This window comes from Pseudomonas poae RE*1-1-14, assembly GCF_000336465.1.
In the GTDB taxonomy this organism is placed as follows: Bacteria; Pseudomonadota; Gammaproteobacteria; order Pseudomonadales; family Pseudomonadaceae; genus Aquipseudomonas; species Aquipseudomonas poae.
Genome location: NC_020209.1, coordinates 713,263 through 727,396 on the forward strand (window position 1 = coordinate 713,263; position 14,134 = coordinate 727,396).

The 14,134-nt window shown below is 60.5% G+C and carries 16 protein-coding genes; 12 read left to right on the plus strand and 4 right to left on the minus strand.

Translation table 11 applies throughout. From position 1 onward, the window contains the following. Nucleotides 1-98: 98 nt before the first annotated feature. A complete protein-coding gene (gene ftsB / locus H045_RS03240; protein WP_003231201.1) occupies nucleotides 99-377 on the plus strand; it encodes a cell division protein FtsB in 279 nt (92 codons plus the stop codon). Further along, on the plus strand, nucleotides 374-1,081 hold the full coding sequence (gene ispD, locus H045_RS03245; RefSeq protein WP_003231199.1) for a 2-C-methyl-D-erythritol 4-phosphate cytidylyltransferase: 708 nt from the start codon (nucleotides 374-376) through the stop codon (nucleotides 1,079-1,081). The genes ftsB and ispD overlap by 4 nt, the downstream gene beginning before the upstream one ends. Before the next feature lie 127 nt (nucleotides 1,082-1,208). Here the strand turns inward: ispD and H045_RS03250 are convergent, their stop codons facing one another. Then, complete coding sequence (locus tag H045_RS03250; protein ID WP_015371415.1) at nucleotides 1,209-2,105, minus strand: LysR substrate-binding domain-containing protein; 897 nt, start codon at nucleotides 2,103-2,105, stop codon at nucleotides 1,209-1,211. A gap of 108 nt (nucleotides 2,106-2,213) precedes the next feature. Between H045_RS03250 and H045_RS03255 the strand changes: the two genes are divergently transcribed. From H045_RS03255 to rpoS, 8 genes are all read left to right on the plus strand, one after another. Beyond that, nucleotides 2,214-3,326: an S-(hydroxymethyl)glutathione dehydrogenase/class III alcohol dehydrogenase gene (locus tag H045_RS03255; RefSeq protein ID WP_015371416.1), complete on the plus strand. Its 1,113-nt coding sequence runs from the start codon at nucleotides 2,214-2,216 to the stop codon at nucleotides 3,324-3,326. A gap of 8 nt (nucleotides 3,327-3,334) precedes the next feature. Continuing rightward, nucleotides 3,335-4,180 (plus strand): S-formylglutathione hydrolase, encoded by an 846-nt coding sequence (fghA, locus tag H045_RS03260; RefSeq protein WP_015371417.1) that lies wholly within the window; start codon nucleotides 3,335-3,337, stop codon nucleotides 4,178-4,180. Between the two features lie 54 nt (nucleotides 4,181-4,234). Then, complete coding sequence (ispF, locus tag H045_RS03265) at nucleotides 4,235-4,708, plus strand: 2-C-methyl-D-erythritol 2,4-cyclodiphosphate synthase (protein WP_003231192.1); 474 nt, start codon at nucleotides 4,235-4,237, stop codon at nucleotides 4,706-4,708. Next, nucleotides 4,705-5,763 carry a tRNA pseudouridine(13) synthase TruD gene (truD, locus tag H045_RS03270; protein ID WP_015371418.1) on the plus strand — a complete coding sequence of 353 codons (1,059 nt, stop codon included), beginning with the start codon at nucleotides 4,705-4,707 and terminating at the stop codon, nucleotides 5,761-5,763. The genes ispF and truD overlap by 4 nt, the downstream gene beginning before the upstream one ends. Further along, entirely contained in the window at nucleotides 5,751-6,500 is a 750-nt protein-coding gene (gene surE / locus H045_RS03275; RefSeq protein WP_003231188.1) for a 5'/3'-nucleotidase SurE, read from the plus strand. Before truD ends, surE begins: the two co-directional genes overlap by 13 nt. Nucleotides 6,501-6,541: 41 nt before the next feature. Beyond that, nucleotides 6,542-7,177 carry a protein-L-isoaspartate(D-aspartate) O-methyltransferase gene (locus H045_RS03280; protein WP_003231185.1) on the plus strand — a complete coding sequence of 212 codons (636 nt, stop codon included), beginning with the start codon at nucleotides 6,542-6,544 and terminating at the stop codon, nucleotides 7,175-7,177. A 173-nt stretch (nucleotides 7,178-7,350) separates the two neighbouring features. Beyond that, nucleotides 7,351-8,187 carry a peptidoglycan DD-metalloendopeptidase family protein gene (locus tag H045_RS03285; protein ID WP_032869946.1) on the plus strand — a complete coding sequence of 279 codons (837 nt, stop codon included), beginning with the start codon at nucleotides 7,351-7,353 and terminating at the stop codon, nucleotides 8,185-8,187. 105 nt (nucleotides 8,188-8,292) lie between these two features. Further along, nucleotides 8,293-9,297, plus strand: a complete 1,005-nt coding sequence (gene rpoS / locus H045_RS03290; protein ID WP_003231183.1) for an RNA polymerase sigma factor RpoS — start codon at nucleotides 8,293-8,295, stop codon at nucleotides 9,295-9,297. A gap of 203 nt (nucleotides 9,298-9,500) precedes the next feature. On the opposite strand, the gene H045_RS03295 is transcribed toward rpoS, so the two are convergent. Then, nucleotides 9,501-9,710 (minus strand): cold-shock protein, encoded by a 210-nt coding sequence (locus tag H045_RS03295; protein WP_002554837.1) that lies wholly within the window; start codon nucleotides 9,708-9,710, stop codon nucleotides 9,501-9,503. 389 nt (nucleotides 9,711-10,099) lie between these two features. Between H045_RS03295 and dcd the strand changes: the two genes are divergently transcribed. Together dcd and H045_RS24295 are read left to right on the plus strand one after the other, a co-directional pair. Next, nucleotides 10,100-10,666 (plus strand): dCTP deaminase, encoded by a 567-nt coding sequence (gene dcd / locus H045_RS03300; protein ID WP_003231181.1) that lies wholly within the window; start codon nucleotides 10,100-10,102, stop codon nucleotides 10,664-10,666. 107 nt (nucleotides 10,667-10,773) lie between these two features. Next, nucleotides 10,774-10,971, plus strand: a complete 198-nt coding sequence (locus H045_RS24295) for a hypothetical protein (protein WP_003231179.1) — start codon at nucleotides 10,774-10,776, stop codon at nucleotides 10,969-10,971. Nucleotides 10,972-10,994: 23 nt separating this feature from the next. On the opposite strand, the gene pdeM is transcribed toward H045_RS24295, so the two are convergent. Then, nucleotides 10,995-11,645 carry a ligase-associated DNA damage response endonuclease PdeM gene (pdeM, locus tag H045_RS03305; RefSeq protein WP_015371419.1) on the minus strand — a complete coding sequence of 217 codons (651 nt, stop codon included), beginning with the start codon at nucleotides 11,643-11,645 and terminating at the stop codon, nucleotides 10,995-10,997. Further along, on the minus strand, nucleotides 11,645-14,125 hold the full coding sequence (locus H045_RS03310) for a ligase-associated DNA damage response DEXH box helicase (protein WP_015371420.1): 2,481 nt from the start codon (nucleotides 14,123-14,125) through the stop codon (nucleotides 11,645-11,647). The genes pdeM and H045_RS03310 overlap by 1 nt, the downstream gene beginning before the upstream one ends. Nucleotides 14,126-14,134: the final 9 nt, after the last annotated feature.

Consider the following 14,134-nt stretch of genomic DNA (forward strand, 5'->3'; position numbering starts at 1 on the left):
GGCCATCTAGCACAAGCCTGGTTTTTCCAGGCTTCGTGCTGTCAGTTGCTGCAAAAGTTTTGCATGGCGGTCTTTTTTCACTGGATACCCGATATTCGATGCGCAGTCCCAATTGGTTGTTCCTCGTCTTGCTCTTGTTGCTGGCTGGCCTGCAGTACCGCCTATGGGTGGGTAATGGCAGCTTTGCGCAGGTAAAAGACCTGACTGAGCAAATTGCTGCACAGCACGCCGAAAACGAAATCCTGCTGGAGCGCAATCGCGTCCTCGATGCCGAAGTGCTCGAGCTGAAAAAAGGCACGGAGACCGTTGAAGAACGGGCTCGTCATGAATTGGGTATGGTCAAGGAGGGCGAGACCCTCTACCAGCTGGCCCAATGACTCAGCGTTTGCCGGCCTTCTGGGCCGTGATCCCCGCTGCGGGCGTTGGTGCCCGTATGGCTGCGGACCGTCCCAAGCAATACTTGCAACTGGGCGGACGCACTATTCTCGAACACAGCCTCGGCTGTTTTCTCGATCACCCGATGCTCAAAGGCCTGGTGGTCAGTCTTGCTCCTGATGATCCTTATTGGCCTGGCCTTGCCTGCGCTGCCGACCCGCGTATCCAGCGTGCGGACGGTGGTTCGGAGCGCTCCGGTTCGGTGCTCAATGCGTTGCTGCAACTCAATGCCCTGGGGGCCGGCGATGAGGATTGGGTGCTGGTGCACGATGCGGCAAGGCCCAACCTCAGCCGCGACGACCTCGATACGTTACTGGCCGAGCTGGCGGATGACCCGGTGGGCGGCCTGCTGGCGGTGCCCGCGCGCGATACCCTCAAGCGCGCAGACAAGCAGGGGCGGGTGGTGGAGACCGTCGATCGCAGCCTGATCTGGCAGGCGTACACGCCGCAGATGTTCCGCCTGGGCGCTTTGCATCGTGCCCTGGCTGACAGTCTGGTGGCGGATGCGGTGATTACCGATGAAGCGTCGGCGATGGAATGGTCGGGTCAGGCACCGCGATTGATCGAGGGGCGCTCGGACAATATCAAGGTGACTCGGCCAGAGGATCTGGAGTGGCTCAGGTTGCGATGGGCCAATCGTAGATAGCAGTTAAACCGAGTCGCCTTTATCGCAGGCAAGCCAGCTCCCACATTTGACCGAGGTGCCTGCAATGACTGCGATCAAGCGTGGGAGCTGGCTTGCCTGCGATGAGGACGGTGCAGTCAACGCAGACTCACTGGCTGTATTCCGGCCTCCCCGCCAGCCCCTCCTTCAAGAAATCCACCAGCTTGCGCACCTTGGGCGACAAATGCCGCTGCTGCGGATACAGCCCCCACACCGCCGTATTGGGTGGCTGATGTGCCTCAAGCAGCGACACCAGCGCGCCGCTGTACAAGTGCTCGAGCACGTAATAATCCGGCAACTGACACAACCCCACCCCCTGCAACGCTGCGTCCAGCACCGCCTGCCCACTGTTGCAGCGCCAGTTTCCCTGAACCCGTTGGGAAAATTCGCGCCCGTCCTGGGCCAGTTGCCAGATGTCCGAACTGCCGATCAGGCAGTTATGCCGACTCAATTCCGACAAGCTGTGTGGCCGACCATACCGCGCGAGGTAGGACGGTGATGCGCATACATACATGCGTCGCGGTGCCAGGCGGCTGGCGACCATGCGCGAGTCCTGCAGGCGGCCGAGACGGATCGCCAGGTCCATGCCTTCATGCACCAGGTCCAGCTGTCGGTTGCTCAGTTCGATATCCACGCGCAACTGCGGATACAGGCCCATGAAGCGCGTCACCAGCGGCACGATAAACCGCTCGCCATAGGCCACCGCGCAGGTCATGCGCAGCATGCCCTTGGGTTCGCTGGCCAGATCGCCGACCGCGCGCAGAGCTTCCTCGCGACCGTCTTGCAGGCGCTGGCAATGCTGCAGGAAGGTCTGGCCAGCTTCGGTCAGGGTCACCTTGCGCGTACTGCGGTACAGCAACCGCGTTTGCAGGCGCTCTTCCAGGCGCGCCACTTGCCTGCTTATATGGGATGAGGACACGCCCAGCCGCTCGGCCGCCGCCGTGAACTGGCTGCACTCGGCCACCGCCACGAACTCGTCGATACCTTCCCAGCGGTTCTCCAGCATTTGATTATCCCTGTGCAGCAATAAAGTTTTGCTTTGGTCCGGATTATTAATCAAAGAACCATGATTTACACTCACTGCCTTAGTTTTAAATCCCTTGGAGAAACCCGGATGATCAAATCCCGCGCCGCCGTAGCCTTCGAAGCCAACAAACCCCTGGAGATCGTTGAAGTGGATGTCGCCATGCCCAAGGCTGGCGAAGTGCTGTTGCGGGTGGTCGCCTCCGGCGTGTGCCACACCGACGCTTACACCCTGTCGGGCGCGGACCCGGAAGGCATCTTCCCGTCGATCCTCGGCCATGAAGGCGGTGCGGTGGTTGAAGCCATTGGCGAAGGCGTGACCTCGGTGGCCGTGGGCGATCACGTGATCCCGCTGTACACCCCGGAATGCGGCCAGTGCAAATTCTGCAAGTCGGGCAAGACCAACCTGTGCCAGGCCATTCGTTCCACCCAGGGCAAGGGCCTGATGCCCGATGGCACCACGCGTTTTTCCTACAAGGGTCAGCAGATTTTCCACTACATGGGCACCTCGACGTTCTCCGAGTACACCGTGCTGCCGGAAATCTCTGTCGCGAAAATTCCTAAAGAAGCGCCGCTGGAAAAAGTCTGCCTGCTGGGCTGTGGCGTGACCACCGGTATTGGCGCCGTACTCAACACCGCCAAGGTCAAGCCGGGCGACACCGTGGCCATCTTTGGTCTGGGCGGCATTGGCTTGTCGGCGGTCATCGGCGCGGCCAAGGCCAAGGCCGGGCGCATCATCGCCATCGACATCAACCCGGCCAAGTTTGAAATCGCCAAGCAACTGGGCGCCACCGAGTGCATCAACCCGAAAGACTACGACCGCCCGATCCAGGACGTGATTGTCGACTTGACCGACGGCGGCGTCGACTTCTCCTTCGAGTGCATCGGCAATGTGCAACTGATGCGCGCCGCTCTCGAATGCTGCCACAAAGGCTGGGGTGAGTCGGTGATCATCGGTGTGGCCGGTGCGGGCCAGGAAATCGCCACGCGCCCGTTTCAACTGGTGACCGGTCGCGTCTGGCGTGGTTCGGCGTTCGGCGGCGTGCGTGGGCGCAGCGAGTTGCCAAGCTATGTGGAAATGGCCCAGACCGGCGAGATCCCGCTGGATACGTTCATCACCCACACCATGGGCCTGGAAGACATCAACAAAGCGTTTGATCTGATGCATGAAGGCAAGAGCATTCGTACCGTCATCCACTTCTGAGGTCGGCCATGAGTCTGGAAAACCTGTCCTGCCAGAAGAGCTTCGGCGGCTGGCATAAACGCTACAAGCATCATTCGGCTGTGCTCGATTGCGACATGACCTTTGCCGTCTACCTGCCACCGCAGGCGGAGCAGGGCGGCAAGCTGCCGGTGCTGTACTGGCTGTCCGGCCTGACCTGCACCGACGAGAACTTCATGCAAAAGGCCGGCGCCCAGCGCATGGCGGCCGAGCTGGGTTTGATCATCGTCGCGCCCGACACCAGCCCGCGTGGGCCGGGCGTGCCGGATGATCCGGAGAATGCCTGGGATTTCGGCCTGGGCGCCGGTTTCTACCTGAATGCCACCCAGCAGCCCTGGGCCCGGCATTATCGGATGCATGACTACGTGGTGCAGGAATTGCCGGCATTGGTCGAGGCGCATTTCCCGGCTTCGGACAAGCGCAGCATCAGCGGTCACTCCATGGGCGGACACGGTGCGCTGGTGTGCGCACTGCGCAACCCCGGTCGTTACCAATCGGTGTCGGCGTTTTCGCCGATCAACAACCCGATGGATTGCCCCTGGGGGCAAAAAGCCTTCTCCCGTTACCTGGGCGAAGAGCGCGCCAAGTGGCGCGAGTGGGATGCCTGCGTGCTGATCAGCGAAGCGTCGGAAAAGCTGCCGCTATTGGTAGACCAGGGCGACCGCGACGACTTCCTCGCCGATCAGCTCAAGCCCGAAGCCTTGCAGCAGGCGGCCAGAGCGGCCAACCATCCACTGGAACTGCGTCTGCAACCGGGTTACGACCACAGCTACTTCTTTATCGCCAGTTTCATCGAAGATCACTTGCGCCATCACGGACGCGCTTTGCTCGGTTAATCTGCGGCAAAAGTAGGTAGAATCACGCCCTGAATTAAATCGGGGCGTTTTTTTATGCGTATTGGCCACGGCTACGATGTGCACCGTTTCGCTGAAGGCGAGTTCATCACCCTGGGCGGCGTGCAAATTGCACATCACCACGGGTTGCTGGCCCATTCCGACGGCGATGTGCTGTTGCATGCCCTGAGCGATGCTTTGCTCGGCGCGGCGGCACTGGGCGATATCGGCAAGCACTTTCCGGACACCGACCCGACCTTCAAGGGCGCGGACAGTCGTGTGTTGCTGCGCCATGTGGTGGGACTTATCCACGCCAGAGGCTGGAAGGTCGGCAATGTCGACAACACCATCGTGGCCCAGGCACCGAAAATGGCACCCCACATCGAATCGATGCGCGCGCTGATCGCCGCCGACCTGCACATAGAACTGGATCAAGTGAACGTGAAAGCCACCACCACCGAAAAGCTCGGGTTTACCGGTCGTGAAGAGGGCATTGCGGTGCACTCTGTCGCCTTGTTGCTGCGCGCATGAATGAACTGCAATTGTTGGGCCCGCGTGCTTATGGTGAGGCGCTGGGCAGCGCGGTCCTGAAGGCCACTGCCGAAGACTTCCAGGTCGATGAGGTGCTGGATATTCCGCTGAGCGGCGACGGCGAACACCTGTGGTTGTGGGTGGAAAAACGCGGCCTGAATACCGAAGAGGCGGCGCGGCGCATCGCCAAGGCGGCGGGTGTGCCGCTGCGCACTGTCAGCTACGCCGGGCTCAAGGACCGCCAGGCGCTTACCCGCCAATGGTTCAGCGTGCAGCTGCCCGGCAAGGCCGACCCGGACATGAGCGGTGCGCAAAATGAAACCCTCAAGATCCTGGAAATGAAACGCCACAAGCGCAAATTGCAGCGCGGTGCCCATTCGGCCAACGGTTTTACCCTGCGCCTGACGCAACTGGCCGGTGACACCGCCGCCATCGACGCGCGGCTGCAACTGATTTCCCGGCACGGTATTCCCAATTATTTCGGCACCCAGCGCTTTGGCCACAACGGCGGCAACGTCGTGGATGCTCGTGAATGGGCTGCGCGCAAGGCCCTTCCTGAGCAACGCGCTGTGCGCTCGCGGTTGCTCTCCACTGCCCGCAGTTTTCTCTTCAACAAAGTGCTGGCCGCCCGCGTGGCGGACGGTTCCTGGCAGCGTGCGCAGGTTGGCGACTTGCTCGCGTTTACCGACAGTCGCAGTTTTTTTCCGGCGGGGGAGGCTGAATGCAGCGACCCGCGCCTGGCCATCCTGGACCTGCACCCCACCGGCCCGCAGTGGGGCGAGGGTGACTCTCCGGCGAAAGGTCTTACTTATGAGCTGGAACAATCTGTCGCCGCCGGCGAAGCTGACCTGCGTGATTGGCTGGTGAATGCCGGAATGAGCCAGGAACGTCGCATTCTGCGGCTGCCCATTGGCGGGTTGACGTGGCATTATCCCCGGCCTGACATTCTGCAATTGGAATTCGTCCTGCCGGCCGGATGCTTCGCCACTGTCTTGGTGCGCGAGCTTGTTGATCTGGTGCCGGTGGGGCAGACGGACAGCCCATGCGTATTCTGATATCAAACGATGACGGTGCCACCGCACCCGGCCTCGCCGCGCTTCATGCTGCGCTGGCGGATTACGCCGAGTGCGTGGTGGTTGCCCCCGACCAGGACAAAAGTGGTGCCAGCTGTTCGCTGACACTTGACCGTCCGCTGCACCCGCACGTCCTCGCCAATGGCTTTATCAGCGTGAACGGTACGCCCACCGATTGCGTGCACCTGGCGATCAACAGCCTGCTGCAGCAGCAGCCGGACCTGATCGTGTCGGGCATCAACCTGGGCGCCAACCTGGGTGACGATGTGCTGTATTCCGGCACCGTCGGCGCGGCGCTCGAGGGGCGTTTCCTCGGGCGAACCTCATTTGCGTTCTCCCTGGCGTCGCGCCAACTGGACAACCTGCCCACGGCCGCCCATTTCGCGCGCAAGCTGGTCGAGGCGCACGCTTGCCTCGACCTGCCGCCGCGCACGGTGCTCAATGTCAATATTCCCAACTTGCCCCTCGACCATATCCGCGGTATCCGACTCACGCGACTGGGCCATCGAGCCCGCGCCGCAGCGCCGCTGAAGGTGGTCGATCCGCGTGGCAAGGAAGGTTACTGGATTGCCGCAGCCGGCGATGCCGAAGACGGTGGCGAAGGCACGGACTTTCATGCGGTGATGCAAGGTTATGTTTCGATTACCCCGTTGCAATTTGATCGCACCTTCAGTGATGCCTTCAGTCGTCTCGATGGCTGGCTGGAGGGGTTGCGCTGATGGCTCGTGAACAGGACGACCTGCTGCGTCGCGGCATCGGGATGACCTCCCAGCGCACCCGCGAGCGTTTGATCCAGCGCCTGTATGAAGAAGGCCTGTCCAACGCCCAGGTGCTGGAAGTGATTCGACGCACACCTCGTCATTTGTTTGTCGATGAGGCCCTGGCACACCGCGCGTACGAAGACACCGCGTTGCCGATCGGCCATAACCAGACCATTTCCCAGCCTTACATGGTTGCGCGCATGAGCGAGCTGTTGCTGGCGGCGGGCCCGCTGGACAAGGTGCTGGAGATCGGCACTGGTTCGGGCTACCAGACTGCCGTGCTGTCGCAGCTGGTGGAGCGAGTGTTCTCGGTGGAGCGCATCAAGGTGTTGCAGGACCGTGCCAAGGAGCGTCTGGTTGAGTTGAATCTGCGCAACGTGGTGTTTCGCTGGGGCGACGGCTGGGAAGGCTGGCCTGCGTTGGCGCCTTACAACGGCATTATCGTTACGGCCGTAGCCACGGATATTCCGCAGGCATTGCTTGATCAACTGGCCCCCGGTGGCCGTCTGGTGATCCCGGTGGGGGCCGGTGAAGTACAGCAATTGATGCTGATTATCCGTGAGGACGACGGCTTTTCCCGGCACGTGCTTGGGGCGGTGCGCTTTGTGCCGCTGCTCAATGGCCCGCTGGCCTGATCATTTATTGACGGTCAGTGAATTCCATTGCATGGGATGTGTCTTACGGCGGGGTCCATCGAATCACGATGATCAGGCGTTGGCGGTAAAACACCAATGCCCAGTTATACTTGCGGCATCTTTCAAGCCTGATACAGGCATTCATGTTCAGCCACCATCAAAGGGAGCGGCGGGTGAGTCTCACAGGTCTTGCGCAGCGTATGAGTAAAACTAGCTTTCAGCGACTGGTGCTTGGCCTTGTCTTGAGTTCGTTACTGGCAGCCTGCTCCAGCACGCCAAGCGGCGGCGCACGTGTCGTTGATCGTACCAAGGCGGTGCCGCAGAAACCTACGGTTACCACCGGGCAATATGTGGTGCGAAAGGGCGATACGATGTTCTCCATCGCCTTCCGTTATGGCTGGGATTACAAGGCACTCGCAGCTCGTAACAATATTCCCGTGCCCTATACCATTCATCCGGGACAGACGATTCGCTTCGATGGCCGCAGCGGTTCCGCGCCCGTGTCCGTGGTGACAAGCAGTGGTTCTTCGGCGTCCTCCTCCAGCAGGACCACCGTTACCACCCGACCTGCCGGCACTGCGGCACCGACTGTCGCAAACAGGCCTGCACCCGCGCCACTGCCCCCGGCGGGCCCCGCTCCGAAGGGCTGGGGATGGCCCTCAAACGGGGTGTTAATTGGAAAATTCTCTTCAAACGGTAGTTTGAATAAAGGCATTGATATCGCCGGGGATTTGGGACAGCCTGTTTTAGCTGCGTCTGATGGGACAGTGGTTTACGCCGGGAGTGGTTTGCGGGGCTACGGCGAGCTGGTCATCATCAAGCACAGTGACACCTACGTCAGTGCTTACGGTCACAACCGCAGGCTGTTGGTTCGGGAGGGGCAGCAGGTCAAGGTGGGACAGACGATTGCTGAAATGGGGTCAACGGGGACAGACCGGGTGAAACTGCATTTTGAGATTCGCCGTCAAGGGAAGCCCGTCGATCCGCTGCAATTCCTACCCCGTCGTTGATGTGTTACCAGCCTGTTCCCTCGCGTAGAAGGAACAGGCTCCAGCGTTGCCAAGGATAAAGGCGCCGCTTGAGCTTGAGGTCGAACTCACCAAAGGACTATAACAATGGCTCTCAGTAAAGAAGCGCCGGAGTTTGACATCGACGATGAGGTTCTCCTGATGGAGACCGATATCGCTATGGAATCGATGTCGAATGAGGGACCTGCAACACCTTCAGTTCGTACCAAATCCAAGAACTCCTCCGCATTAAAGCAACACAAGTACATTGACTACACGCGGGCGCTCGATGCGACGCAGCTGTACCTCAATGAAATCGGCTTTTCCCCTCTGTTGACCCCCGAAGAAGAAGTTCACTTTGCGCGCTTGTCGCAAAAAGGTGATCCGGCCGGGCGCAAGCGCATGATTGAAAGCAACCTGCGACTGGTGGTGAAAATCGCCCGACGTTATGTCAATCGTGGGCTGTCGTTGTTGGATCTGATCGAGGAGGGCAACCTCGGCCTGATTCGCGCGGTGGAGAAGTTCGACCCCGAGCGGGGCTTTCGTTTTTCCACCTATGCCACCTGGTGGATTCGCCAGACCATCGAACGGGCGATCATGAATCAGACCCGTACAATCCGTTTGCCGATCCATGTGGTCAAGGAACTCAACGTCTACCTGCGGGCGGCGCGTGAGCTGACGCAAAAACTCGATCATGAACCTTCGCCTGAAGAAATCGCCAATCTGCTCGAGAAGCCGGTGGCGGAGGTCAAGCGCATGCTGGGCCTCAATGAGCGGGTGTCTTCGGTCGATGTCTCGCTGGGTCCGGATTCGGATAAAACCCTGCTGGATACCCTGACCGATGACCGTCCGACAGATCCCTGCGAGCTGTTGCAGGACGATGATCTTTCGCAAAGCATCGATCAGTGGCTGTCCGAGCTTACGGACAAGCAGCGTGAGGTGGTGATTCGCCGCTTTGGTCTGCGTGGCCATGAGAGCAGCACCCTGGAAGACGTGGGCCTGGAGATTGGCCTGACGCGCGAGCGGGTGCGGCAGATCCAGGTGGAGGGCCTCAAGCGCTTGCGTGAGATCCTGGAGAAGAACGGCTTGTCGAGTGAGTCGTTGTTCCAGTAGTAACGCAATACAAGATGTGGGAGGGGGCTTGCTCCCGATTGCAGTGAGTCAGTCACCGGATGTACCGACTGTGCCACCGCTATCGGGAGTGAGCTTCCTCCCACATTTTTTTGTGCGCGGTATTCATGAGGTAAAGGTCAAATTGCGGGCATAAAAAAACCCCGCTTTTAAGGGCGGGGTTTTTTCGACTGAGTCAGTACAAGTTAGATAACTTGAACTTCTTCAGCTTGCATGCCTTTCTGACCGCGGGTAGCGATGAAAGAAACCTGTTGGCCTTCTTTCAGGCTTTTGAAGCCGTCGGATTGGATAGCTTTGAAGTGAACGAACAGGTCGTCACCGGATTGTGGAGTGATGAAGCCGAAGCCTTTTTCATCGTTGAACCACTTAACGGTACCAGTTTGGCGATTAGACATGGTGTAACTCCTTGAACAAAGTTAACTGCGACTCAGGAAAAGCCCTGGCCGAGACTGAGTGCAAAGAGCAGGAAAAATTCTTGGAGATGGTTGGATCGAAATTCAACATATCGTGTAGAGATTCTCAGTGACACAAGCAACACAGTGACGCCACCTTAACCGTTTTTCCGGAACGTGCCAATGGTATTTCCACAGGTTTCTATAAATTCGTGACTGGCGGCGCTATTTTCAGCGCCCTCGCACGGTGGCCCGGCCCCAGCCCCACTGGCTGTGGCTTGCAGCGACGCGCACATCCGCGAAGAAATGCCCCGCGCCCTTTGAACCCCGTCGTCGGCCCCGGTAAGATGCCCCACAGCATTTTTTCTACCTCGCTATTCAGGACACCCGCCATGAGCATCAAATCGGACAAGTGGATTCGCCGCATGGCGCAAGAACACGGCATGATCGAACCCTTCGTCGAGCGCCAGATCCGTGGCGAAGGCAATGACCGCGTGATCTCGTACGGTGTTTCCAGCTACGGCTACGACGTGCGTTGCGCCGATGAATTCAAGGTGTTCACCAACATCAATTCAGCCACTGTCGATCCAAAGAACTTCGACGAAAAGAGCTTCGTCGATATCAAGAGCGACGTGTGCATCATTCCGCCCAACTCTTTCGCCCTGGCACGCACCGTGGAGTTCTTCCGTATCCCCCGCGACGTATTGACCATCTGCCTGGGCAAAAGCACCTACGCGCGTTGCGGCATTATCGTCAACGTGACGCCGCTGGAGCCGGAATGGGAAGGGCACGTGACCCTGGAGTTCTCCAACACCACCACGCTGCCGGCGAAAATCTACGCGAATGAGGGTGTCGCGCAGATGCTGTTCCTGCAGTCCGATGAGGCCTGTGAAGTGTCCTACAAGGACCGTGGCGGCAAGTATCAGGGCCAGCGTGGTGTCACTCTCCCACGCGCTTGATCGAAAGGTCTTACACGTTAAGGGAATTAGTCTGTAAGAAACGACTCTATTGGGTGTACTGCCTCGGTGCGTGTAAAGCGCGCCGAGCCACGCTTGAGGAGTACCTTATGAAGATTGACCCGCGAATCAGCGCTGAACTTGCCCGGCTCGAACCCAACCAGATTGGCGTTTTAGCCTGGTCCCTGATGGCCAACCCTGCTCACGCGGGTGGTATTCCCGGCCAACCTGAACCTGATTATCCTCAGCCGACCGAGCCAGGCGAGCCCGTCCTCCCGGATGAGCCACCGCCCGCACCTGTCGCCTGATAGATGCGCGGCCAGCCAGTGCTTTACTGAACGGGCCATACCTCATGATCGCCGATCACAAACAATCGGCGATCAACGTCATGATCGACTGCATAACCGCCAGTAAAAGCGCCGAACGCCGGTAGAAGGCTGACCTGTGTGCCCAGCAAAAAGCACGGCAGGCGCAGGCTCTGCCGGCCCTTGCCGCGCAATCGATACACCGGGTGCACATGCCCTGCCAGTACGTGGTGGCTGGGATGGACGTCCGGCTCGTGTTGCAGAGCGAAGGGGCCCATCAGCAGCGGTTCAGTGACCACCTCAATGCGTAGATCGACAGGTGGATCGCCCGCACGTTTATCGTGATTGCCGCGGATCAGCGTCATGGCCAGATCCGGTTTGCGATCACGCCAGGCCCTTAACGCGCCCAGTGTTCCACTGGCGTGGGAGCCTGGACCATGCAGGAAGTCACCCAGAAAGATCACCTGTTCGCAGGCAAACCCATCCAGCACGCGGTCCAGCCTCTGCAAATTGGCCGTGGTGGTCCCTTGGGGCACCGGCTGCCCCAGGCTGCGATAGGCTGACGCCTTGCCAAAATGCGCATCCGCAATCAGCAAGGTACGGCGGGCCGGCCAGTACACCGCCTTGTCCGCCAGCAACCATAATTCCTCACCCTCAAGCGTCACTGAGCAATACATCAACCTTTCCTGTTATCCGCGACTTTTTCCAGGTCCTTGACCATCCGCGCAATGCGCTCCGACAGTTTTTCCGAACTCATGCTCTCGCGCATCCGTTCCACCAGCAGCGGAAAGGCCAGCGGAGTAGGCCGCTCGATCACATGCAGGTCGCGTTTGAGTGACGACAAATGCAGCAACGTCTCTTCCAGCCGCCGAATGTCCAACTCATCACGCAGGACTTCTTCCCCGGCCTGGGTCAGCAGCAAGTTATGCGGATCGTATTGCTTGAATACCTCAAAAAACAAACCACTGGACGCCTGCACCTGACGGGTGCTTTTTGGCGCCCCCGGATACCCGGCAAACACCAGACCGGCGATACGCGCGATTTCGCGAAAGCGGCGTAGCGCCAGTTCTCCGGCGTTCAAGCTTGCAGCTACGTCCGCCAGCAGATTCTCCGGGCTGAGCAGCGCCTCGTTCAATAGGCGTGGCCAGTGCACTTGGGTGGCACTGAGCAGCTCCAGCCCGTAATCGTTCACGGCAATTGAAAACGTCACCGGCTGTTGCTGGCTGACCCGCCACGCCAACAGGCTCGCCAAACCCAGGTGCACCTGACGGCCGGCGAAGGGGTAAAGAAACAGATGCCAGCCCTCGCGCGACTTCAGGGCTTCGGCCAGCAGGTGATCGTGAGTGGGCAGGCCCGACCAACGCAATTGGGTCTGCAGCAACGGTTGCACCGCCTGCATCTCGGGGCCGTCAAAGCGCCCGTGTGCCGCGGCGTCAAAGCGTTCGACCACCGCCTTCGCCAGCTCGTTGGAAAGCGGCATGCGGCCGCCATTCCAGCGCGGCACGGCGGCCTTTTTTGCGCTGCTGCGGCGCACGTAGGCGGTCATGTTCTCCACGCGCACCAGTTCCAGCAAACGCCCGGCAAACAGAAACCCGTCGCCCGGCTTGAGTCGCGCTATAAAACCTTCCTCGACACTGCCCAGGTTCTTGCCGCCGCCGCCCTTGCTCCAGTATTTGAGATGGATACTCGCATCGCTGACGATAGTGCCCACGCTCATGCGATGACGCCGCGCCAGGCGCGCATCGGGCACGCGCCAGATGCCCTGTTCGTCCGGCTCCACGCGGCGGTAATCCGGGTAGGCGGTCAGTGACAGGCCGCCGTGGCGCACAAAGCCTAGCGCCCAGGCCCAGTCCTCCTGCGTGAGCTCGCGATACGCCCAGGCGCCACGGACTTCCGCGAGCAGGGCATCGGGCAGGAAGCCGCCGCCCAGGGCCATGCTCACCAAGTGTTGTACGAGCACATCCAGTGGCTTGTGGGGCGATTCCCGCGCTTCGATGCGCCGCGCGGCGATTGCATCTTGCGCCGCTGCGGCCTCGACCAGTTCCAGGCTATGGGTCGGCACCAGCGTCACCCGTGACGGCCGCCCCGGCGCATGGCCGGAGCGCCCGGCACGCTGCATGAGGCGCGCCACGCCTTTGGCCGAACCGATTTGCAGCACGCGCTCCACCGGTAAAAAATCCACGCCCAGGTCCAGGCTCGACGTACACACCACGGCCTTGAGCTGTCCGTCTTTCAAGGCGCGCTCCACCCAGTCACGCGTCTCTCGCGACAGCGAACCGTGGTGCAGGGCGATCAGGCCGGCCCAGTCCGGCCGGGCGTCCAGCAAGGCCTGGTACCAGATCTCCGATTGCGCGCGGGTATTGGTGAACACCAGACAACTGCTGCTCGAGTCCACTTCGGCCACCACTTGCGGCAGCATCTTCAAGCCAATATGCCCGGCCCATGGGAAGCGTTCGGTGACGGGTGGCAACAGGGTGTCGATGATCAACTGTTTGGCGGTCTGCCCCTGCACATTGATCCCATCGCCCTGTGGGACCAATACCTCCAGCGCGTGGGCCTGGTTGCCCAAAGTCGCGGAAATGCCCCATACGATCAAGTCAGGGTGCCAGCGCCGCAGGCGGGCCAGCGCCAGTTGCAACTGCACGCCGCGTTTGTTGCCGATCAGTTCATGCCACTCATCCACGATCACCATGCGCAGGTGCCCCAGACTTGTCTCGCTGTCGGCGCGGGCGAGCATCAGGGTCAGGCTTTCCGGAGTGGTGACCAGCGCGGTGGGCTGGCGGCGGGTCTGGCGGGCGCGTTCGCTGTTGCTGGTGTCGCCGGTGCGCAGGCCGACGCTCCAGGGAATCTGCAAGGCGGCCAGCGGTGCCTCGAGGGCGCGGGCCGTGTCAGCGGCGAGCGCACGCATGGGGGTGATCCACAGCACGCTCAGGGGTTGCGCCGGCGGCTTGCGTTTACCAGTGGCGGGCGGGCGGGTAATGGCCAGGCGGTTAAGCGCGGCAAACCACAACGCGTAGGTCTTGCCGGCACCGGTGCTGGCGTGCAACAGGCCGGACCGGCCCTGCTTGACCGCCGCCCATACGTCTTTCTGAAACGCGAAGGGCTTCCAACCCTTGGCGGCGAACCATTGCCTGGCGAAGTCGTGGGGTTTTGCCATGCGGCAGCT

Bases quoted from the DNA above. Each gene is read 5' to 3' on its own strand.
- ftsB (WP_003231201.1), top strand. From the start codon at position 99: ATGCGCAGTCCCAATTGGTTGTTCCTCGTCTTGCTCTTGTTGCTGGCT.
- ispD (WP_003231199.1), top strand. From the start codon at position 374: ATGACTCAGCGTTTGCCGGCCTTCTGGGCCGTGATCCCCGCTGCGGGC.
- H045_RS03250 (WP_015371415.1), bottom strand. From the start codon at position 2,105: ATGCTGGAGAACCGCTGGGAAGGTATCGACGAGTTCGTGGCGGTGGCC.
- H045_RS03255 (WP_015371416.1), top strand. From the start codon at position 2,214: ATGATCAAATCCCGCGCCGCCGTAGCCTTCGAAGCCAACAAACCCCTG.
- fghA (WP_015371417.1), top strand. From the start codon at position 3,335: ATGAGTCTGGAAAACCTGTCCTGCCAGAAGAGCTTCGGCGGCTGGCAT.
- ispF (WP_003231192.1), top strand. From the start codon at position 4,235: ATGCGTATTGGCCACGGCTACGATGTGCACCGTTTCGCTGAAGGCGAG.
- truD (WP_015371418.1), top strand. From the start codon at position 4,705: ATGAATGAACTGCAATTGTTGGGCCCGCGTGCTTATGGTGAGGCGCTG.
- surE (WP_003231188.1), top strand. From the start codon at position 5,751: ATGCGTATTCTGATATCAAACGATGACGGTGCCACCGCACCCGGCCTC.
- H045_RS03280 (WP_003231185.1), top strand. From the start codon at position 6,542: ATGACCTCCCAGCGCACCCGCGAGCGTTTGATCCAGCGCCTGTATGAA.
- rpoS (WP_003231183.1), top strand. From the start codon at position 8,293: ATGGCTCTCAGTAAAGAAGCGCCGGAGTTTGACATCGACGATGAGGTT.
- H045_RS03295 (WP_002554837.1), bottom strand. From the start codon at position 9,710: ATGTCTAATCGCCAAACTGGTACCGTTAAGTGGTTCAACGATGAAAAA.
- dcd (WP_003231181.1), top strand. From the start codon at position 10,100: ATGAGCATCAAATCGGACAAGTGGATTCGCCGCATGGCGCAAGAACAC.
- H045_RS24295 (WP_003231179.1), top strand. From the start codon at position 10,774: ATGAAGATTGACCCGCGAATCAGCGCTGAACTTGCCCGGCTCGAACCC.
- pdeM (WP_015371419.1), bottom strand. From the start codon at position 11,645: ATGTATTGCTCAGTGACGCTTGAGGGTGAGGAATTATGGTTGCTGGCG.
- H045_RS03310 (WP_015371420.1), bottom strand. From the start codon at position 14,125: ATGGCAAAACCCCACGACTTCGCCAGGCAATGGTTCGCCGCCAAGGGT.